Source organism: Frondihabitans sp. OV104 (assembly GCF_057787745.1).
Window position 1 is genome coordinate 837,272 of record NZ_CM173541.1, and the last position, 20,463, is coordinate 857,734.

19 protein-coding genes are annotated in these 20,463 nt (G+C 70.1%); 9 read left to right on the forward strand and 10 right to left on the reverse strand.

The genetic code is table 11. From position 1 onward, the window contains the following. Positions 1-19: 19 nt before the first annotated feature. The 5 genes from AC3CBB_RS03945 (at position 20) to AC3CBB_RS03965 (ending at position 5,542) form a co-directional block, all read left to right on the forward strand. Positions 20-1,129, forward strand: coding sequence for an alcohol dehydrogenase catalytic domain-containing protein (locus tag AC3CBB_RS03945; RefSeq protein ID WP_488626081.1), 1,110 nt, complete (start codon positions 20-22; stop codon positions 1,127-1,129). A gap of 127 nt (positions 1,130-1,256) precedes the next feature. After that, complete coding sequence (gene fabG / locus AC3CBB_RS03950) at positions 1,257-2,030, forward strand: 3-oxoacyl-ACP reductase FabG (RefSeq protein WP_123504366.1); 774 nt, start codon at positions 1,257-1,259, stop codon at positions 2,028-2,030. Beyond that, the gene (locus AC3CBB_RS03955; protein WP_488626082.1) at positions 2,027-2,488 is read left to right on the forward strand and encodes a MaoC family dehydratase; all 462 of its coding nucleotides are present in this window, start codon (positions 2,027-2,029) and stop codon (positions 2,486-2,488) included. The genes fabG and AC3CBB_RS03955 overlap by 4 nt, the downstream gene beginning before the upstream one ends. A 210-nt stretch (positions 2,489-2,698) precedes the next feature. Continuing rightward, positions 2,699-4,567 (forward strand): glycoside hydrolase family 2 protein, encoded by a 1,869-nt coding sequence (locus tag AC3CBB_RS03960; protein ID WP_488626708.1) that lies wholly within the window; start codon positions 2,699-2,701, stop codon positions 4,565-4,567. A gap of 69 nt (positions 4,568-4,636) precedes the next feature. Then, positions 4,637-5,542, forward strand: coding sequence for an arginase family protein (locus AC3CBB_RS03965; RefSeq protein ID WP_488626083.1), 906 nt, complete (start codon positions 4,637-4,639; stop codon positions 5,540-5,542). 58 nt (positions 5,543-5,600) lie between these two features. On the opposite strand, the gene AC3CBB_RS03970 is transcribed toward AC3CBB_RS03965, so the two are convergent. After that, positions 5,601-6,422: an aldo/keto reductase family protein gene (locus AC3CBB_RS03970; protein WP_488626084.1), complete on the reverse strand. Its 822-nt coding sequence runs from the start codon at positions 6,420-6,422 to the stop codon at positions 5,601-5,603. 75 nt (positions 6,423-6,497) lie between these two features. On the opposite strand from AC3CBB_RS03970, the gene AC3CBB_RS03975 reads away from it, so the two are divergent. After that, a complete protein-coding gene (locus tag AC3CBB_RS03975; RefSeq protein WP_123504370.1) occupies positions 6,498-6,959 on the forward strand; it encodes a heme-binding protein in 462 nt (153 codons plus the stop codon). Positions 6,960-7,406: 447 nt separating this feature from the next. Next, positions 7,407-8,033: a hypothetical protein gene (locus AC3CBB_RS03980; protein WP_488626085.1), complete on the forward strand. Its 627-nt coding sequence runs from the start codon at positions 7,407-7,409 to the stop codon at positions 8,031-8,033. A 121-nt stretch (positions 8,034-8,154) separates the two neighbouring features. On the opposite strand, the gene AC3CBB_RS03985 is transcribed toward AC3CBB_RS03980, so the two are convergent. From AC3CBB_RS03985 to AC3CBB_RS04005, 5 genes are all read right to left on the reverse strand, one after another. Beyond that, positions 8,155-9,045 carry an ABC transporter permease gene (locus tag AC3CBB_RS03985; RefSeq protein WP_488626086.1) on the reverse strand — a complete coding sequence of 297 codons (891 nt, stop codon included), beginning with the start codon at positions 9,043-9,045 and terminating at the stop codon, positions 8,155-8,157. Then, complete coding sequence (locus tag AC3CBB_RS03990; RefSeq protein WP_488626087.1) at positions 9,042-10,082, reverse strand: ABC transporter permease; 1,041 nt, start codon at positions 10,080-10,082, stop codon at positions 9,042-9,044. Before AC3CBB_RS03990 ends, AC3CBB_RS03985 begins: the two co-directional genes overlap by 4 nt. Further along, positions 10,082-10,945: an ABC transporter ATP-binding protein gene (locus AC3CBB_RS03995; RefSeq protein ID WP_488626088.1), complete on the reverse strand. Its 864-nt coding sequence runs from the start codon at positions 10,943-10,945 to the stop codon at positions 10,082-10,084. Before AC3CBB_RS03995 ends, AC3CBB_RS03990 begins: the two co-directional genes overlap by 1 nt. Next, positions 10,942-11,856: an ABC transporter ATP-binding protein gene (locus AC3CBB_RS04000; RefSeq protein ID WP_488626089.1), complete on the reverse strand. Its 915-nt coding sequence runs from the start codon at positions 11,854-11,856 to the stop codon at positions 10,942-10,944. Before AC3CBB_RS04000 ends, AC3CBB_RS03995 begins: the two co-directional genes overlap by 4 nt. Positions 11,857-12,000: 144 nt before the next feature. After that, positions 12,001-12,759 (reverse strand): UTRA domain-containing protein, encoded by a 759-nt coding sequence (locus tag AC3CBB_RS04005; RefSeq protein ID WP_488626090.1) that lies wholly within the window; start codon positions 12,757-12,759, stop codon positions 12,001-12,003. Positions 12,760-12,945: 186 nt separating this feature from the next. Between AC3CBB_RS04005 and AC3CBB_RS04010 the strand changes: the two genes are divergently transcribed. Continuing rightward, positions 12,946-13,767: a GntR family transcriptional regulator gene (locus AC3CBB_RS04010; RefSeq protein WP_488626091.1), complete on the forward strand. Its 822-nt coding sequence runs from the start codon at positions 12,946-12,948 to the stop codon at positions 13,765-13,767. A 78-nt stretch (positions 13,768-13,845) separates the two neighbouring features. Here the strand turns inward: AC3CBB_RS04010 and AC3CBB_RS04015 are convergent, their stop codons facing one another. The 4 genes from AC3CBB_RS04015 to AC3CBB_RS04030 form a co-directional block, all read right to left on the reverse strand. Then, positions 13,846-15,147, reverse strand: a complete 1,302-nt coding sequence (locus tag AC3CBB_RS04015; protein ID WP_488626092.1) for an NtaA/DmoA family FMN-dependent monooxygenase — start codon at positions 15,145-15,147, stop codon at positions 13,846-13,848. Next, positions 15,147-16,457 carry an NtaA/DmoA family FMN-dependent monooxygenase gene (locus AC3CBB_RS04020; protein WP_488626093.1) on the reverse strand — a complete coding sequence of 437 codons (1,311 nt, stop codon included), beginning with the start codon at positions 16,455-16,457 and terminating at the stop codon, positions 15,147-15,149. Before AC3CBB_RS04020 ends, AC3CBB_RS04015 begins: the two co-directional genes overlap by 1 nt. A 73-nt stretch (positions 16,458-16,530) precedes the next feature. After that, positions 16,531-18,165 (reverse strand): ABC transporter substrate-binding protein, encoded by a 1,635-nt coding sequence (locus AC3CBB_RS04025; RefSeq protein ID WP_488626094.1) that lies wholly within the window; start codon positions 18,163-18,165, stop codon positions 16,531-16,533. A gap of 99 nt (positions 18,166-18,264) precedes the next feature. Then, on the reverse strand, positions 18,265-19,566 hold the full coding sequence (locus AC3CBB_RS04030) for an NtaA/DmoA family FMN-dependent monooxygenase (protein ID WP_488626095.1): 1,302 nt from the start codon (positions 19,564-19,566) through the stop codon (positions 18,265-18,267). 158 nt (positions 19,567-19,724) lie between these two features. On the opposite strand from AC3CBB_RS04030, the gene AC3CBB_RS04035 reads away from it, so the two are divergent. Next, positions 19,725-20,369 carry a GOLPH3/VPS74 family protein gene (locus AC3CBB_RS04035; RefSeq protein ID WP_488626096.1) on the forward strand — a complete coding sequence of 215 codons (645 nt, stop codon included), beginning with the start codon at positions 19,725-19,727 and terminating at the stop codon, positions 20,367-20,369. Positions 20,370-20,463 lie beyond the last annotated feature (94 nt).

Here is a 20,463-nt window from a genome sequence, read left to right on the forward strand (position 1 = left end):
GTCCGGCCTGGAGCTCGCGGTGAGGATCGACGGCGTCGTGCTCGAGCGGACCGATGCGGCCCGGCCCTTCGCCGGGTCGCGCCCGCTCACGCTCTCGACGCTCGAGCTCGACCCGCCCGGGGCCGGCGAGATGCTGGTGCGGATCGAGGCGGCGGGCGTCTGCCACAGCGACCTCTCGGTGGTCGACGGCGCCCGGGTGCGACCGGTGCCGATGCTGCTCGGCCACGAGGCCGCCGGCATCGTCGAGGTCGTCGGCGCCGGTGTCACCGACGTGGCGCCCGGTGATCGCGTCGTCATGACGTTCCTGCCGCGGTGCGGCAGGTGTCAGGCCTGTCAGACAGACGGACGCCTGCCGTGCATCGTCGGCAGCCGCGCCAACGGCGACGGCGTGCTGGTCGGCGGTGGTTCGCGGCTGACCCGCGACGGCGTGTCCGTGCACCATCACCTCGGCGTGTCCGCCTTCGCCACCCATGCGGTCGTGAGCGAGACCTCGGTGGTCCGCGTCGATCCGGACGTCCCGCCCGAGGTCGCAGCCCTTCTCGGCTGCGCGGTCCTCACCGGCGGTGGCGCGGTCCTGAACGCCGGGCGCCCCGACCCCGGGGCGGACGTCGTCGTCGTGGGCCTCGGCGGCGTCGGGATGGCGGCCGTCCTCGTGGCGAAGGCGACCGGGCACCGGGTCATCGGCATCGACGCCGTCCCTGCGAAGCTGGAACTCGCGACGGCCCTCGGCGCCGCGCAGGTCGCGTCGCCGGACGACGCCGTCGCCCTGGGGCTCCGGGCTCCCGTCGTCATCGAGGCGGCGGGCCACCCCGCCGCGTTCGAGACGGCGTTCGCTCTCACCGCGCCCGGCGGAACCACTGTCACCGTCGGGCTGCCCAGGCCCGGTGCGCGCTCGACGATCGCCCCGCTCACGCTCACGGCCGAGGCGCGCACCGTCGTCGGCAGCTACCTGGGCTCGTCGGTCCCGTCGCGCGACATCCCCGTCTACGTCGACCTGTGGCGCAAGGGCCTCCTCCCCGTCGAGAAGCTCGTGTCGTCGACCATCCCGCTCTCGGGCCTGAACGAGGCGATGGACTCGCTGGCCGACGGCGAGGCGCTCCGTCAGCTGATCGTCTTCCCGTCGCCCTGACGGGCGCCGCAGAGCCTCCGGACTCCGGCACGTCCGGACTCCGGCACTTCAGTACCTCCGCACTTCAGTACCTCCGCACTTCAGTACTTCCGCACTTCAGTACTTCCGCACTTCAGAGAGGAACACCATGACCGACCAGCGCACCGACCCCGAGCAGCGCATCGCCATCGTCACCGGGGGAGGCCGCGGCATCGGCGCCGCGGTCGGCCGCCGCCTCGCCCGCGACGGCATGGCCGTCGCTCTCGTCGACCTGAGGCAGGAGGACGCCGACGCCGCCGCGGCGGAGATCACGGCGGCCGGGGGCCGTGCCGTCGGCGTGGCAGCGGACGTCTCGGATGAGGAGTCGGTGGCGGGCGCGGTGGGCCGCGTGGAGGCCGAGCTCGGGGCGCCGACCGTGCTCGTCAACAACGCCGGGATCCTGCGTGACAACCTGCTCTTCAAGATGAGCGTCGACGACTGGGACGCCGTGCTCGGCGTGCACCTCCGCGGGGCCTTCCTGATGAGCCGGGCGGTGCAGAAGCACCAGGTCGACCAGGGCTGGGGCCGCATCGTGAACCTGTCGTCGTCGTCGGCGCTCGGCAACCGCGGGCAGGCGAACTACTCGGCGGCCAAGGCCGGGATGCAGGGGTTCACCAAGACGCTCGCGATCGAGCTCGGCCCGTTCGGCGTCACGGTGAACGCGATCGCACCGGGGTTCATCGAGACGGCGATGATCGCGCAGACCGCGGAGCGCATGAAGGTGCCGCTCGAGACCTTCCTGACCGAGGCCGCGAAGCAGATCGCCGTGCGCCGCGTCGGCCAGCCCGACGACGTCGCCGCGGCCGCCGCCTACTTCTGCTCCGAGGAGGCCGGCTACGTGTCGGGGCAGGTGCTGTACGTGGCGGGAGGGCCGCTCTCGTGAGCGCCGCGGTCTTCGCCGCACCCGCCGATCTGGCGGGGTCGGAGGGCACCGAGCTCGGTCCGTCGGAGTGGATCGTGATCGACCAGGCGCGGATCCAGGCGTTCGCCGACGCGACCGGCGACCAGCAGTGGATCCACGTCGATCCGGCGCGCGCGGCCGACGGCCCGTTCGGCGCGACGATCGCCCACGGGTACCTCACGCTGTCGCTGCTGCCCGCGTTCGCCGACGGGCTGCTGCGGGTCGACGGCGTCTCGGCCGCCATCAACTACGGCGCCGACCGGCTGCGGTTCGTGCAGCCCGTCGTCGTCGGGTCGCGCGTGCGGGCCGTCGGCGAGATCACCGGCGTGACGCCCGGCTCCGGGGGAGTGCGGCTCGCCTACCGGGTCACGGTCGAGATCGAGGGCTCCGACAGGCCGGCTCTCGTCGTCGACACGATCACGCTGTTCGTCCCGGCCTGACGCCGCGCCCCGCCCCCGCCCGCCCCGCCCCCGCCCGCCCGTCTCCAGAAATTCAAGGAGATCTTCGCCGACCCGCCCTGGTGATCCGCATGCCGCCCAAGGTCGAGGCACATTTCTCCTTGAATTTCTGGGCAGGGAAGGTGCGACGGGCTATTACAACGTTGTAGCGTGGACGCGGATCACCTGTTCCACGACCTCGAGGACGACGTCATGACCGCAACCATCCCGCGCCCGGAGTACCCCCGCCCCCAGTTCACGCGCGAGCGGTGGCTGAACCTCAACGGCCAGTGGCAGTTCGAGTTCGATCCGGGCGACTCCGGGTTCGAGCGCGGGCTCGCCGACGCGTCGCAGTTCCTGCGTGCCGAGATAACAGTGCCGTTCGCCCCGGAGGCGCCCCTGTCGGGGATCGGCGACGACGACTTCCACCACGCCGTCTGGTACCGCCGCGAGGTGGATATCCCGGCGGAGTGGGCCGGGGACCGCGTGCTCATGCACTTCGGCGCGGTCGACCACGACGCGACGGTCTGGGTCGACGGCGCCGAGGTCGAGCGGCACCGCGGCGGCTTCACGAGCTTCACGGCCGACATCACCAGCCGTGCCGGCGCGAAGGCCGGCGACACGGTCGTCATCACCGTGCGGGCCCGCGACTCCAAAGACGCCCCGCAGGCCCGCGGCAAGCAGTCGGCCGAGTACTGGAACCACGACGCCGACTACACCCGCACCACCGGCATCTGGCAGACGGTGTGGCTCGAGCCGGTGCCGCAGGTCGCCATCGGTCGGCCGCGCATCACGCCCGACCTCGGCTCCGAGTCGTTCACCGTCGAGGTGCCGCTGTCGACGGGGCTCGCCGGCGGCCGCGTGCGCGTCGTCCTGTCCGACGACGACGGCGAGGTCGCGGTGCACGACGCCCGAGCCGATCTCACCCTGTCGCCCCGCGTCACCGTGCCGATCCCCGCCGACCGTGTTCGCGTGTGGTCGATCGGCGACCCGTTCCTCTACGGCGTGCGCATCGAGCTGCTCGGCGCCGACGGCGACGTGGTGGACTCGATCGGCAGCTACGCCGGACTCCGCAGCGTCTCGATCGTCGGCCAGGCGGTCCTGATCAACGGCGAGACCGTCTTCCAGCGCCTCGTGCTCGACCAGGGCCTCTACGCCGACGGCCTCCTCACGGCGCCGAGCGACCAGGCGCTGATCGACGACATCCGCCTCTCGATGGAGGCCGGCTTCAACGGGGCGCGCCTGCACCAGAAGGTGTTCGAGGAGCGCTTCCTCTACCACGCCGACCGCATGGGCTACCTCGTGTGGGGCGAGTTCGGCGACTGGGGCTGCAAGACGACCGGCCCGAGCGACGACCGCCAGCAGCCCGGCGCGACCTACACGACGCAGTGGCTCGAGGCGCTCGAGCGCGACTACTCGCACCCGGCGATCATCGGCTGGTGCCCGCTCAACGAGACGCGCCAGCACATCTCCGACCGCATCACCGTGCTCGACGACGTCATGCACGGCATGTTCCTCGCCACCAAGGCCATGGACACCACGCGTCCCGTGCTCGACACCTCCGGCTACTCGCACCGCGTGTTCGAGACCGACATCTACGACAGCCACAACTACGACCAGGTGCCGGCCACCTTCCGCGAGACGATGGGCCTGCTCGACGTGGGCTCGAAGACGGCCTTCCTCAACACCGAGGACGACCGCGACCTCCAGCAGTACGACGTTCAGCCGTGGAGCGTCCCCTACAACGGCCAGCCCTACTTCTGCAGCGAGTTCGGCGGCATCTGGTGGAACGCCGAGACCGCCGCGGCGACCGACGCCGCCCCGCAGTCGGGCACGACGTCGTGGGGGTACGGCGAGCGAGTCCGCACCGCCGAGGAGTTCTACGAGCGCTTCGAGGGGCTGGTCACGACGCTGCTCGGCAACGCCGACATGTTCGGCTACTGCTACACGCAGCTCACCGACGTGTTCCAGGAGCAGAACGGCCTCTACGCGTTCGATCGCTCCGGCAAGTTCGACATCGCCCGCATCGCCGAGATCCAGCGGCGCCCGGCCGCCATCGAGGAGGCCGCCCGGGTGCTCTAGGGGGCGCAGGAACTGCACGCTCCCCGTGCATATCGGGCACACCCGTCGCCGACATGGCACGCTCGAGGCATGAGCGAAGCGCGAGCGTACGAAGTCCTCGGTGTCCCTTCGAGCGCGGGGGCCCACCACGCGGGGCTGGAGCTCGGGCCGAAGGCCCTGCGCGACTTCGGCTTCGTCGACCGGCTCCGCGAGGCCGGCGCCGATGTGATCGACGCGGGCGACGTGGCGGGCTCGGTGTTCCGGGCCGATCCCGACCCCGTCGGCGGCGCGCGCAACATCGCCGCCGCGATCGAGGTCGCGGGCCAGGTCGCCGACGAGGTCGAGCGCATCGTCCGCGACGGCCGCATCCCCGTCGTGATCGGCGGCGACTGCACCGTCACCCTCGGTGTCGTGGCCGGCGTCCAGCGCGTCCAGGCCGAGGTGGGCGTCGCCTACGTCGACGGCGACGCCGACCTCTCCGTGCCCGGCGTGCGTGGCAGCGGCATCCTCGACTCGACGGTCGTGTCGCACCTGCTCGGCATCGTCGACTCGCCGCTCGGCCGCCTGGGGCCGTCGTGGCCGCCGCTCGAAGAGGACCAGATCGTCCTGCTCGGCTACAACCAGGACGACCCCGACTCGTTCGACGACGACGTCCTCACCGACGACCGCGAGGTGCTCCACTTCAGCGACGACCACCTGCGTGAGGTGCCGATGGAGGCCGCCGGCTCGGCGCGCACCCGCCTCGACGTGTTCGAAGGGCTCGTCGTGCACTTCGACGTCGACGCGGTGGACTCCGCCGACCTGCCGCTCGCCGACTTCCCGCACTACGGCACGGGGCAGACGCTGGCGGGTGCGCTCGACGTCGTGCAGTTCCTGCTGTCGGCCCCGAACCTGCGGGCGCTGAGCCTCACCGAGGTGAACCCCACGCACGACCCGTCGGGCGATCAGCTGGAACGCTACGTCGCCGGCGTGACCGCCGCGATCGCCGGGTCGTAGGCGGCAGTCGGGCCGGCGGGCCCGTCAGGTCGGCGGGCCCGCCAGGCCGTTCGGTCGGTCAGGCCGTCGGGTCGGTCAGCGCGTCGAGGGCGGCGAGGTCGTCGGCCGAGATCTCGAAGTCGACGTCGGCGTTCTCGGCCGCCCGCTCGGCGCTAGTCGTCTTCGGCAGCGGCAGCACGTCCTTCTCGAGCAGGTAGCGGATGCAGAGCTGCGCCACCGACTTGCCGTACTTCGCGGCGATGCCCGCGAGGTCGGCGCTGTCGAGGATCGCGCCGGTCGCGAGCGGCGAGTAGCCCTCGACGAGGATCCCCTTCTGCTGGCAGTAGGCCGTCGTCTCGTCCTGCGTGTAGCCGACGTACCAGCGGATCTGGTTGACGTGCGGCGTGACCGTCGCGGTCTCCATCAGCGACTCGATGTCGTCGACGGTGAAGTTCGAGATGCCGATCGAGCGGGCGCGGCCGGAGGCGTGGATGCCCTCGAGGGCCTTCCACACGGCCTGGTTTCCGGTGCGGTGGTCGCTGCCCATGTCGGTCCAGGGCCAGGGTGCGTGGATCAGGTAGAGGTCGACGTAGTCCATCTCGAGCGCCGACATCGTCGTCTCGAAGCTGGCGAGGGCCTCGTCGTGGTCCTTGATCTCGGCGGGCAGCTTCGTGGTGACGAAGATCTCGTCGCGCGGGATGCCGCTGTCGCGGATGGCCCGGGCGACGCTCGCCTCGTTGCCGTAGGCGCGGGCGGTGTCGATGTGGCGGTAGCCGGCCTTCAGCGCGGCGGCGACCGAGTCGTAGGCGTCGGGGCCGTCGGGGATCTGCCAGGTGCCGAAGCCGATCTTCGGGATCTCGACGTCGTTGGAGAGGGTGAACGTATCGGTGAGTGCGGGCATGCGCTCGACGCTACTCGCCGGGGATCGCGAGCACCCCGAGTTCCTGCGCCCGGATCGCCTGACAGACTGGGGCGCATGACGACCGAGACCCTTCCTGAGTTCACCCCCTCCGACGTGCAGGCCCAGCTCGACGAGCTGCGGTTCGACTCGTTCGACCAGAGCGACGCGTACACCCTCGGGTCGCTCGCCGCCGAGCTCGTCCGCGAGAACGGGTACGCGCTCGCCATCCAGGTCGTGCTCGGCGACCACGTCGTCTACAAGAGCGCGCAGGGCGGTGTCTCGCCCGACACCGACTCGTGGCTGCGCCGCAAGGCGGCCGTCGCCGTCCGCGACTCGCAGCCGTCGCTCCTCACCCGCCTGAACGACGAGGGCGCAGGAACTCCGCTGCTCGTCGACGACACCTACGCCGTGTCAGGCGGGGCATTCCCCCTCGTGGTCGGCGGGCAGGTCGTCGGCACCATCACGGCCTCGGGCCTGAAGGACGTCGTCGACCACGACCTCGTCGTCGCCGCGCTGCGCAGCTTCGTCGCGAACTAGCGCCTCCGCCGCCCCCCCCCCCCCCCCCCCCCCCCCCCGCCGTCGCCGGCCGCCCATCGAGACTCCAGCGTTGGCCCCTCCGACGCTCGGTTTCCGGGCCAACGCTGGAGTCTCGTCCGCTGTGGAGAACCGCAGCGGCGAAACGAGCGCATCGGCGAGGGTGTCGGGATGGAGACAGAACTGCCGGAAGGGCTCGACGCGCCCGACTTTCGAACCGCCGACGCCATCGCCCTCGGAGTGTCGCGCAAGCGCCTCCGGGCACCGTCACTTCGGACTCCCCACTCGGGAGTGCGGAGTCGGGGCGAACTCCCCGCCGACCTCGCCGGCCGCTGTCGGGAGCTCCTGCCGCTGCTGCTTCCAGGCCAGGGGTTCAGCCACGCGACCGCGGCCGGCCTGTGGGGCCTGCCGTTGCCCTCGTGGTGCTCCCGGCCCGACAGCGAGCTGCATGTGGTCTCCGTCGCCTCCTTCCGGGAGCCTCGACGGGACGGGGTCGTCGGCCACTCAGGCCGTGGCATACCGCTTTCGATCCACCGAGGCGTTCCCGTGGTGAGGCCCCTGCGAGCGTGGATCCAGTGCGCCGAGAGCTTCGACGTCGATGACCTCGTCGCGATGGGGGATGCCCTCCTCTCGAAGTGGTCCCCGTACGGGCCGGCTCGCTACCTCAAGACCGAGCGCCTGGGCGCAGCGGTGCGTGAGGCGGCCGGACGCCGTGGTGCCGTCCGGCTCAGGGAGGCCTTCGAGTTGTGCCGGCCCAAGGTCTGGTCTCCGAAGGAGACCGAGCTGCGGCTCTTCATCCTGCGAAACGGCTGGCGCGAGCCGGACGCCCTCAACGAGAAGCAGTACTCCGACGACGGCGTCTACCTCGGTCGCCCCGATCTGGCATATCCGTCGTTGCGAATCGCCATCGAGTACGAGGGGGACCACCACCGGACGAGCGCGCGGACCTTCCGCACGGACATTCAGCGGCGCGAACGATTCGCCGATGCGGACTGGAGGGTGGTGCGGGTGACCTCGGTCGACCTGCCGTCGACGGAACTCGTCGATCGATTCGGCCGCCTCTTGCCGCGTCGGTGAGCGACGAGACTCCAGCGTTGGCCCCTCGCAGGTGCGAATCGGGGGCCAACGCTGGAGTCTCACGGGCGGGTGGGCGGCGGGCGGGGGCGGCGGCGGCGGCGGGCGGGCGCCGGCGGCGGCGCTAGCGGCGGCGGGCGGCGAAGACGGCGCCGCTGGCGAGGCTGACGGCGGCGACGGTCACGGCCAGCGCCAGCGCGGGGAAGGCCGCCGACCACCACTTGCCGACGAGCGCGTCGCTCGCGCCGCGCGACAGCATGGCGCCCCACTCCGGCGTGGGCGGCGGGAGGCCGACGCCGATGAAGCCCAACCCGGCGGTGAGGATGATGCTGACGGCGAAGATCACCGACGAGTTCTCGAGCGCGGCCCACGACGCGTTCGGCATGACGTGCCGCACGGTGAGCGCGAACTCGCTCATCCCCTTCATGCGCGCCGCGTCGAGGTAGGCCTCCGAGCGCACGCGGAGCACCTCGGTGCGGGTGAGCCGCGACTGCAGGGGAAACAGGATGAACGCCATCGCGAGGGTCAGCGTCACGACGTTGGCCCCGTAGAAGGCGACGGCGACGAGGCCGATGATGATCCCGGGCACGGCCTCGACGAGGTCGATTACCCGGGCGGTGCCCTGGGCGATGCGTCCGCGGGCGCCTCGAGCCGACTCGTTCATGCCGATGACGAGGCCGAGCACGATGCCTCCGGCGGTCGCGAGGGCGGCGACGAGCAGGGCGATGAGCAGGTTGATCCGCGTGGCCGCGATGGTCCGCGAGAAGACGTCGAGTCCGGCCGAGTCGGTGCCGAACCAGTGCTTCGGCCCGGGCGGGAGCGAGGCGGCGCCCGAGACGCGGATCGGGCTGAACGGGGTGACGCCGACGAGGAAGACGGCGACGATGATGATCACCGCGAACGGGATCAGGCGGGGCCAGGTGCCGCGGAGGCCGGGTTTGCGGGCCCTGTTGGGCCGCGGGCGGCGTGAGCGGGCGATGGTCTTGATCGCCTCGCCGTCGATGGTGGCGGTCATGCGTCCTCCGTACGGACACCCGGGCGACGCCGGGGGTCGATGAACATGTTCACGATGTCGACGATCAGGAAGAGGATCAGCGTCATGGCGGCGATCACCAGCAGGAAGCCCTGCAGCGCCGTGTAGTCGTTCGATCCGACGGCGGCCACCGCGTAGTCGCCGAGGCCGGCGAACCCGAAGAGCGACTCGATGATGATCGCGCCGCCGAGCAGGTAGCCGAAGAGAGTGCCGCACATGGTGACCGCCGGGGGGAGCGCGCGGCGGAAGATCGACAGCATCACCGAGACGCGCCCGGCCCCGGCAGCGATCCGGAAGCGGGTGGGGGCGGCGTCGAGGGCCTCCTCCAGGCTCGCCGTCAGCAGCTTGATCAGGAGTGCCGACTGGCCGAGCGCCATGACGGTGATCGGGATCACCAGGTGCGACACGAGCGACCCGACGGCGGCCCAGTTGCCCTGGATGACCGCGTCGAGCACCGGCATCCCGGTGATCGTGTCGGGGGTGAGCACTGCGACGTCCATGCGGCCGAGGGGCGCGGGCGCCCAGTGCAGCACCGAGTAGAAGATGAACAGGCCGGCGACGGCGAGCACGTACTCGGGGATCGCTCCGGCGGCGCGGGCGTAGCCGTTGATGACGCGGGCGAGGGGGTTGGCCGGCTTCATGATCACGAAGTACGACGCGACCAGGCTCACCACGATTGAGACGAGCAGCGCCTGGATGGCGAGCTCGAAGGTCGCGGGGAGTCTGGTCGACAGGTCGGCGGCGATCGACTTGCCGCTCACGATGGAGTTGCCGAGGTCGAAGTGCAGCAGGTTCGCCAGGTAGCGGCCGAGCTGCGTGAGCAGCGAGCCGTCGAGCCCGAGGGTCTGCTGCATCCGCGTGTAGTCGGCCGGCGTCCAGCTGTCGCCGAGCACGGCGAGCACCGGGTCGCCCGGGATCGTCCGGATCAGGAAGAACGTCGCGACGGTGAACACCAGCAGGTACACCGGCAGGGCGACGACGCGCTGGATCCACCAGCGCTGGCGGCGGAGCGTCTCCATCAGCTCATCACCGCCACGGGCGCGGGTCCGCGGTAGGCCCTCAGCAGGCGCCGCGTGTACTCGTGCTGGGGGCGGTCGACGACGTCGTCCGTGGTCCCCTGCTCGATCACCTCGCCGAGGTACATGACCATCAGCTCGGTTGCGACGAACGCCGTGGCCGGGAGCCCGTGCGACACGAACACCAGGCCGGCCGAGTTCGCGTCGCAGTAGTCGCGCAGCAGGTTCAGGATCGACCCCTGCACCGAGACGTCGAGCGCCGAGACGACCTCGTCGCAGATCAGGATCCTCGGTCGCACCACCAGGGCGCGCGCGATCGCGAACCGCTGCCGCTGGCCGCCCGACACGTCGCCGGGGTACCGCTCCGCAAGCGCCCGCGGCAGGCCCAGGCTGTCGAGGGCCTCCAGGGCACGCTCCTTGGCGGCGGTCTGCGAGAGACCATGCAAGACCATCGACGGGTCGGTGACGGCCTCGATCAGCCGATGCCGCGGGTCGAACGACGACGTCGTGTCCTGACCGATGAACTGCACAGCGCGCCGGAACTCCTCCCGGTCGCTCCTGCGCTGCAGCAGGTCGGCGACGTCGCGCTCGGGCGCCGACGCGTCGCCGGTCCTGAACAGCACGCGACCGGCCGTGGGGGTCTCGAGCCCCACCACCATGCGCGACATCGTCGACTTGCCCGAGCCGGACTCGCCCACGATCCCGATGCGCCGCGTGTTGTCGAACGACACGCTGGTCTCGGCGACGGCCGTGTGGCGGTGCGATCGGGGTCCGTACTGCTTCGCGACGCGCTCGAACGAGACGACGGTGTCGACGACGCCGGGCGCGGGCACGAGCGACACGGGGGAGGATGCGGTGGTGGTCACGCGGCGACCTCGACGGCGTTCTCGGGCAGGAAGTCCGTGAGGGTGGGCAGGTGCGCCAGGTGGCGGCTCTCGAGCGACGGGATGCACTCGAGCAGCGCGACGGCGTACGGGTGCGAGGCACCGGTCGCCAGGTCGGCCGACCGGCCCTGCTCGACGATGTCGCCGTGGTACATCACCATCGTGCGGTCCGAGTACTCCATGCACAGGTGGATGTCATGGCTCACGATCAGGAGCGACGTGTCGAAGGTGTCGGTGAGCTCGACGAGGAGGTCCATCGTGGCGCGCGACACCGAGGCGTCGAGCGCGCTGGTGGGCTCGTCGGCGATCACGAGGCGCGGGTTGCCGCAGAGCGCGATCGCGAGCATGACGCGCTGGCGCATGCCGCCCGACAGCTCGTACGGGCGCGCGTGCATGACCCGGTCGGTGTCCGTCAGGCCGACGCGGACAAGCCATTCGCGCGCCAGGTCGGTGGCCTCCCTCTTCGAGAGCCTCGCGTTGGCGCGGAGCACGGCGCGCAGCTGCGAGCCCACGCGCCACGTCGGGTCGAGCGACGTCATGGCGTCCTGGAAGACCATGGAGATGCCGGGGATGCGGCGGGGCAGACGGTGCTTCCCGAGTTCCTGCAGCGGCTTCCCGTCGAAGGCGATGCGCTTCGTCTCGACGACGACGCCGGGCTGCGTCAGGAATCCGGCCGTGGCGAGACCCAGCGAGGTCTTGCCCGAGCCGGACTCGCCGACCAGGGCGACTCGCTCGCCGCGGCCGATGTGGAAGTCGACGCCCTTGACGGCCAGGTGGCCGTCAGGACCGCCGTAGCGGACGCTGAGGCCCTCGACCTCGAGCAGCGGGCCGGAGGCGAGGCGCCCGGAGAGATCGGGCCCGAAGAGTTCAGGGGAGCTGGTCGTGGAAGCCATTACCGTCCTTTGGCGTTCGAAGGGTGAGTTTCGATCAGGTGGTAATGAGTCTTGTGGCGGCGTGTTTCGGCGGGAGGCGACCTACGTGAAAACCCCATTGCGCCTGAATTCACGCGCCCGAAACATGAGGCTGCCTGGCCGAGGTCAGGCCGTGAGATCGGACAGCGATACCCGGTCGGACCGGTAGTGCGTGTAGCTGAACGTCCGCGGGCGCCCGCTCTCGTCGGCGATCGTCGACTCGCGCAGGAGCACCGGGGTGCCGGCCCGGACCCCCAGGGTGGATGCCGTCGCGGGGTCGCTGCGGACAGCCTGCACCGTGGTGGCGGCCGTGCCGAATCCGGCCCCGAAGAGGCGGCGGAAGACCTCCTTCATCGGCGCGATCGGCGGCTGGTCTTCCGCGATCATGGCGCGCGACAGCGAGTGCGGGTCGTCTTCGGCGTAGTAGCCGACGCGGACGTAGATCGTCTCGCCGTCGAAGACGCCGCGCTGCTCGACCATCAGCACCCGGTCGACGTCGGTGCGCAGCCGGGCCCGGATGACAGGTGTCGACTGCACGACGCGGTGCTCGACCTCGTCGACCCGGAACTCGCCCGACACGACCGAGCCGGGACACGAGGGGTCGCCGAGCGCGAGGTCGACGACGGATATCTGCACGAAGCGCGGCCGCGAGACGACCGCGCCGTCCGAGTCGATGCGCACGATGCCGTGCCCCGCGAGCTGCCGGGCGGCACCCTGCACGGTCTCCGCGTCGATCCCGGTCGCGCGGCTGAGCTCGTCGACCGCCACCCGGCCGGTCGGGCCGAAGTCGCCGGCGCGGATGGCGGTGCGAAGCAGCTCGTAGGCGCGCACCGAGGGTGCGTCCGAATGCCCCGAACCGAGTGGTGCCTGGTTGAGCAGCGTCATGTCGCCCCCGCAGAATGAGTGTGATCGCATGGGTGGAACGAGTGGTCCCGATGCTATGCCGGGGCTGTTTCACCCGCGGCGCGATCGTGTGTCCGACTGATTTCGCCGCGCGCCGGGATGAATCGATCTCGTGACGAATGCCGGACGACACTTGTCGTCTGCTGCCCGACGCCGTCTCATAGGTGCATGAGCTACGCACCGATCGATCCCGCGCGCGCCGCCTACATGCGCCGCCAGCGCGAGGGAGCCGCCCGGCTCGACAACTCGTCGCGCCGCAGCTACGAGCAGTTCCGCTCGGGCATCGTCTCCGGGGGCATCCTCGACGACCGCCTCGCCGAGGCCGAGCTGATCGCGGCCTTCGGCGCGACCCGCAACTCGCTCCGCCGCAGCCTCCAGATGCTCGCGCGCGACGGGCTCCTGGTGCGTCGGCCGCGCGTGGGCACGGCGATCAACGGCGAGATCCTGGAGTTCCCGACCACGACGACCCCGCGCGCGTCGAAGGCGTCGGCGGCTCCCGCGGGCGACGCCGAGGCCGCCGGCGAGGTCGCGGTCGTCGAGGTGCGCGACAGCTGGATGCACGTCGTCGACACCCCGGCGGTCATCGCGACGCGGATGGCGCTCGACGCCGAGCGGATCCTCGTGCACGAGCAGCTCGGCTGGTACCGCGACGAGCCGCTCTTCCTGCGCATCGGGTACCTGCCGATGCTCGCCGACGATGCCGCCGACGGGGTCGTGCTCGACGCGAGCCACTCGTCGCCGATCGAGGAGACCTTCGAGATCGTCTTCGGCGTGCCCTTCGGCCGGGCGAGCGCGTCGATCGAGGCGGTGCCGTGCGATCCCGAGGTGGCCGAGCTAATGGGCCTCGAGCCGGGATGGCCGATGCTGGTGCGCGAGATGGTCCTGCGCGACCGCGACGGGCAGGCCCGCGAGTACAGCTACACGCACTTCCGCGGCGACCGGGTGGCGCTCTCGGCGCGGGGCGACGCGACGGCTCGCATCCTCGACTAGGACCCGGAGCGTCCGCCCGAAAGACGCAGGGGGCGCAGGAACTGCGAGTTCCTGCGCCCCTCGGTGTTGTCAAGGCCTCTAGAACGCGAGCAGGTTGTCGCGCAGGTGTTCGTGCTCGTAGTGGTCGCGCACGAGCCCGCGCCGCCGCAGCGCGGGCATGAGGCCGTCGGTGATCTCGCCGATGGTGCGGCGCTCCACCTGGTTGCCGAGCAGGTAGCCGTCGCCGCCGGTCTCGTCGATGATGTCGCCCATGACGCTGGCGACCTTGTCGGGCGTGCCGACGAAGTCGTCGGAGTCGGACTCCCGAGGGCCGGTCACGACCTCGCGGAGGGTGCGGCCGTTCGCGACGCGCTTGAGGTCGGCGAGAATGCTCTGCGCGCCGTCGGTCTCGAGGTCGTCGGGGATCGGCGCGTCGAGGTCGAACCTCGCCATGTCGATCGCCGTCGTGTACGAGAGGCCGGCGAGCAGGTAGTCGATCCGCTCGGTGTTCTGCGCGAGGAGGCGCTTCTGCTTCGCCTTCGCCTCCTCGTTCGTCTCGCCCAGGATCGGCGTGGCTGTCATGAGCACCTTGCAGTCGGTCGGCTTCCGGCCGAATCCGGTCATCAGCGCGGAGATGTCGTCGCGGTACGCCTTCATCGCAGCCGGGCTCTTGCCGCCGGCGATGATCGTGTCGGCGACCTCGGCCGCGAACGCCTTGCCGGCGGGGGAGCCGCCGGCCTGGCAGATCACCGGGCGCCGCTGAGGGCCGGGGATCGTGTTGAGTGGCCCGCGCGACGAGAAGAACTCGCCCTCGTAGTCGATCGGGTGCACCTTCGTGTGGTCGACGAGGCGTGGTTCGGCGAGGTCGTTGACCACGGCACCCTCCTCCCACGAGTCCCACAGCTGCCCGGCGATGTCGATCCACTCGCGCGCCATCCGGTAGCGGGTGTCGTGCTCGGGCATCGCCGGGCGACCATAGTTCTGCGCGCCGCGAGCGTTGTGCGCGGTGACGAGGTTCGCGCCGACGCGGCCGTTCGTGAGGTGGTCGAGCGACGCGAAGAGCCGCGCCGCCATGAACGGGTGGTAGAACGTCGTCGTCACGGTGGCGATGATGCCGAGGCGGCTGGTCACGTGCCCGAGCAGGGGCACGAGCGTGACCGGGTCGTTCTTCGGCGAGCTGATGCCGTACTTCAGGTACGTCTCGGTCGACCCCTGGTACACGTCGGGAATGAGCGAGGCGTCCTCGAGCATCATGTAGTCGAAGCCGGCGCGCTCCATCGAGCGGGCGAGGTCCATCAGCAGGTCGGGCTTCACCCAGTCGGTCATGCGGTCGCCGGCCCAGAAGTCGGTCCAGCCGCTGGCAGAGACCCCCTGCCCGACGAACCAGCCCATGTGGAACATCAGAAGGCCAGCAGGTTCTCGCGGAAGGTGGCGTGCTCGTAGCCGTCGCGGATCAGGCCGCGGCGGCGGAGCGCGGGCGCCAGGCCGTCGCACACCTCGGTGATGTTCTTGCGGGTGACGGCGCTCGCGACGAGGAACCCGTCGCCGCCGACCTCCTCCATGACCTCGCCCATCTTCGCGGCCACGGTGTCGGGCGACCCGACGAGCTCGACCGAGCCGGAGTGCATGGCGCGGGCGGTGAGAGCCTCGCGGAGGGTCTTGCCCTCGGCCTTCTTCATGAAGTCGTGCATGAGGCTCTGGTGGCCGTTGTGCTGGCCCTCGAGGTCGGGCAGCGGGGCGTCGAGGTCGAGCTTCGAGAAGTCGAGGCCTGAGAAGTACGAGAACATCGACAGCAGCCCGTTGGTGTTCTCCGACATCGCCTTCTGGATGCGCTCCTGCTTGTCTCTCGCGTCGCGGTCGGTGTCGGCGAGGATCGGGTCGATCAGAAAGAGCACCTTGGCATCCTTCGGGTCTCGGCCGAATCCGATCATCCGCTCGGAGATGTCCTCCCGGTACGCCTTCATGTTGGCAGCGCCCGGGTTCTCGGCGAGCGACGCGATGATCGTGTCGGCGTTCTTCGCCCCGAAGTCCTTGCCGGCGGGGGAGCCTCCGGCCTGGCAGATGACGGGGTGGCCCTGCGGCCCGGGCACGGTGTTGAGCGGGCCGCGGGTCTTGTAGAACTCTCCCTCGAAGTCGGCGCGGTGCACCTTGGTGTGGTCGGCGAAGACGCCGGTCTCCTCGTTGAGGGTGAGGGCGCCGGGTTCCCAGGTGTCCCAGAGCGACTTCACCGCCTGCACCCATTCGTCGGCCATCTTGTACCGGAGGTCGTGCTCGAAGTGCTTCTCGTAGCCGTAGTTCTGCGCCGCCGCGTGGGGGCTGGCAGTGACCAGGTTCATCCCGACACGGCCGTCCGTGAGGTGGTCGAGCGTCGAGAACAGGCGGGCGGCGAGGAACGGCGGGTAGAACGTCGTGGCGGCCGTGGCGATGATGCCGAGGTGCTTGGTGTGCTGGGCCAGCAGCGGCACCAGCGGCATCGGGTCCATGCGAATGACGCCGGAGCGCAGCGCCGACTCCATGGTGCCCTGGAAGACGTCGGGGATGACGCTCGAGTCCTCCAGCATCATGTAGTCGAAGCCGGCCCGCTCGAGGCTGGTGGCCATGTCGATGAACAGCTGCGGGTTGGCGACGTCTTTGGCGACGTTGCCCGACCACTGCTGGTTCCAGCCGTAAGCGCCGAAACCGAGACCGAGGAACCATGACATGTGGAACATTTGCGTGCCGTCTTTCTTTGGGGTGGGGAGGGAAGGCGGGCGGCCCCGGAAGAGGCCGCCCGCCGGGGTGGTGCTACGACTTCGGCTTGACGACCGACCAGTCGATGATGTTGTCGGAGCGCTGGGCGAAGCCGGTCAGCTTGCTCGACATCGCGTTCAGCGGGTCGACGCGGGTGATCTGGATCATGGGTCGGCCCGCCTGCCAGATCTGCTGCGCTTCGTTCCAGTACTTTCCGGCTTCATCGCTGAGCGAGTCGCCCGCGTCGATGCCCTTGTTGACGGCGGCGTAGTAGTTCGCAGGAGCCCAGCCGGTCGTGGAGCGCTGCGGGTTGTTCTCAGGGAACGCCAGCAGCAGCGAGTACGGCATCGACTCGTACGAGATCGACATGTCGCGCAGCAGCTCGACGTCGTAGTTCTTCGCTGTGGTCTTCGCCGAGACAGTCGCGGTCGGGACCACGTCGATCGTGAACTTGAAGCCGGCGGCCTCGCCGTAGGACTGCATCTGCACGGCGGCCTCCTGCAGGTCGGGCTGCGAGTTCGACATCAGCAGGTTGACGGTCACCGGAGTGGTGATGCCCGCCTTCTTCAGCAGCTCGAGCGACTTCTCAGGCTGGTAGCTCTGATCGAGGAGCCCGTCGCCGTCGTAGCCGGGGCTGTCCTGGTCGAGCAGTGCCACCGCCGGGTCGGCGCGGTCTTTGTAGACCTCTTTCATGATCTGCTCGTAGGGCACGGCGTAGAACAGCGCCTGGCGCACCTCCACGTCGTCGAGCGGCGCCTTGGTGGTGTTGAGGAGCGCCCAGAGGAAGTTGTTCGTCTCGGCGGTGAACGTCGACACCCCGGAGTCCTTCGAGAGGTCGGCCACGTCGGCCGGGCGGAGCTGGGTCGCGCCCTGCACGTCGCCGTTCTTCAGCAGCACCGCGCGGTTCGCGGCGTCGCCGACGACCTTCATCGTGATCTGCTTGATCGCGACCTCGCCGAGCGGGTAGTTCGGGTTCGCCTTGAGCACGATCTGCTCGCCGTCCTTGAAGGAGTCGATGTCGTACGCGCCGAAGCCGTAGTTGCCGTTCTCGCTCGACCACTTCACCGCGTACGGGTCGGCCTTGGTGGCGTGCTCCTTGAGCAGCTTGGAGTCGTAGATGTGGCCCGAGATCTTCGAGATCAGGGCGAGCAGAGGGAAGCCGTAGCCCTTCTTCGCCACGGTGAACGTGACCGTGTGGTCGTCGACCTTCTTGATCTGCTTGGCCGGGTCGGTCAGCTCGGGCAGGGCGATCGACGAGGTGATCCCGGTCGCGGCCCCCCACTTGCGCTCGAACGAGTAGATGACGTCGTCGGCCGTGAGCGGGTTGCCCGCCTGGCTCTTCACGCCGGTGCGGAGGTGGAACGTGTACACGAGGCCGTCCGACGACACGTCGTAGCTCTTCGCGAGCACGCCCTCCCAGTGGTACCAGTCCTGCGTGTTGGCGGTCTTGTCGTTCGACTCGACGTACGGGTTCCGGATCAGCGTCGCGTTCGTCTGCTGCAGCAGCTCGACGGCGTCGGAGCCGAGCCCGTCGAACGAGAACGAGGTCGGATACGCAGGAACTGCCTCGACGATCGAGGTCAGGCCGCCGCCGGCGGACGACGAGCCGCCCGAGGCGCAGCCGGCGAGCGCGAGCGTCGCGGCGACGGCCACGGCGATCGCGCGTGTGAGATGGAGAGGTCGTTTCATGGGGATTCGTTCCAGTTCATGTGGCGGGTGGGTGCGGACATGGAGCAGGGAGGGAACGGTGCTGCGGTGGTGCCGTGCGGTCTTCCGCGAGGGAAGGGTCTAGAAGGCGAGGAGGTTCTCGCGGAAGGTGCCGTACTCGTAGCCGTCGCGGATCAGGCCCCGCCGACGGAGCACGGGCGCGAGCCCGTCGCACACCTCGGTGATGTTCTTGCGGGTGACGGGGAGGGCCACGAGGAACCCGTCACCGCCGACGAAGTCCATCGCCTCCTCCATCTGGTCGGCCACCGTCTCGGGCGAGCCGACGAGCTCGATCGAGTGCGTGACGCTGCGGGTGTCGTAGAGCGCGTCGCGGAGGGTCTTGCCGGCGGCCTGTTCGTAGAACGTCTCGATCACGCTCTGGTGGCCGTTGTGCCTGCCCGTGATGTCGGGGAGGGGCGCGTCGAGGTCGAACTGCGAGAAGTCGATCCCCGACGTGTACGAGAGCCCGGCGAGGGCGCCGTTCGGGTTGGCGTAGAAGGCGGCGTCGGCGCGGTCCTTCTTCGCCTGGGCCTCGGCGTCGGTGTCGCCGAGCACTGGCTCGACGAGGAAGAGCACCTTGGCGTCCTCGGGATCGCGGCCGAACTTCCGCATCCGCTCGGAGATGTTCTCGCGGTACGCCTTCATCGCCTCCACGCCGGGAGCTGTCGCGATCATCGTGTCGGCGTTCTTCGCGCCGAAGTCCATGCCCGCCGGGCTGCCGCCGGCCTGGCAGAACACGGGATGGCCCTGCGGCGACGGCACCGTGTTCAGGGGTCCGCGGGTCTTGTAGAACTCGCCTTCGAAGTCCGCGCGGTGCACTTTGGTGTGGTCGGCGAACACGCCGGTCTCCTCGTTCAGGGTGAGGGCGCCGGGCTCCCAGGTGTCCCACAGCGCCTTCACCGCGGCGACCCACTCGTCAGCCATTCGGTAGCGGAGGTCGTGCTCGAAGTGCTTCTCGTAGCCGTAGTTCTGGGCCGCCGCGTGCGGGCTCGCCGTGACGAGGTTGGCGCCGAAGCGGCCATCAGTCAGGTGATCGAGCGTCGAGAACAGCCGCGCCGCGAGGAACGGCGGGTAGAACGTCGTGGCGGCCGTGGCGATGATGCCGAGGTGCTTCGTGTGCTGCGCCAGCAGCGGCACCAGCGGCATCGGGTCCATGCGGACCGTCCCGCCTTTCAGCGACGACTCCATCGTTCCCTGAAAGACGTCCGGGATGACGCTGGAGTCCTCCAGCATCATGTAGTCGAAGCCGGCCCGCTCGAGGCTCGTCGCGATGTCGATGAACAGCTGCGGGTTGGCGACGTCCTTCGCCATGTTTCCCGACCACTGCTGATTCCAGCCGTAGGCGCCGAAACCGGTCTGAAGGAACCAGGACAGATGGAACATGAGCACCTCGTTTGTCGGTCTGACGGGGACAGACTCAGTGTGTGGGCGGCGCGACAGCCGCCGGCGTCGTGCCAGTTAAAGCTCGATTACGCCGCAGTCCGCTCTGTGACGGCGACGTTTCACCCGGCGCAATACGCACCGTCCCCTAGGCTCGCCCCATGGGGACGACGACCGACTTCGCACTGCTCGCCCGCGATCCGCAGACCGGCAAGCTCCTGGTCGACCAGATCGCCTATGCCGCGGGGGTGGCCGGAGCCGTCGTCGCCGACCTGCTCATCGAGCGCCGGATCTCGTGGGACGACCGCGGCAAGCTCCAGCTGATGGACCCCCGGCCGCTCGGCGACGCCGTGCTCGACAGGGCGCTCGCCGCTGTCCAGGCCGACCCGAAGCACCGCTCCGTGGCGCGGTGGGTGTCGCGCTTCGAGCGCCGTGAGGTGCAGGACGACGTCATCGGGCTGCTCCTACGTCGCGGCGACGTGTCGCTGCAGGAGAAGCGCGTGCTCGGCATCTTCCCCTCGAAGCGCTACCCGGCGACCACGGGCGAGGCGGGTCGCACCGCGTTCGAGACGATCCGCGTCGTGCTCGCCGGCGAGGTCAAGGCCGACGAGAGCGCGCAGGCGCTGATCGGCATCTGCGACGCGACCGGCGTGCTCCGCCGCGTGGCAGGCCCCGTCGACCGCCACGTGCTGAAGCCGTTCCGCGACGCCGACGTCGCCCGCGCCGTCCGCTCGTCGATCGAGCAGCACCGCGCCTCGTCGACCTCGGGAGCGAACGCCGGCTCGACCGCCGCGATCATCACCTGACCGCCCCGCGCTGGCAACCGGGTTCCCGTTTCCAGCCGCTTTGCCTGCGCGTGAATTCACGCCCAGGGAAAGTCACTCGGGAGGCTTTCCCTGG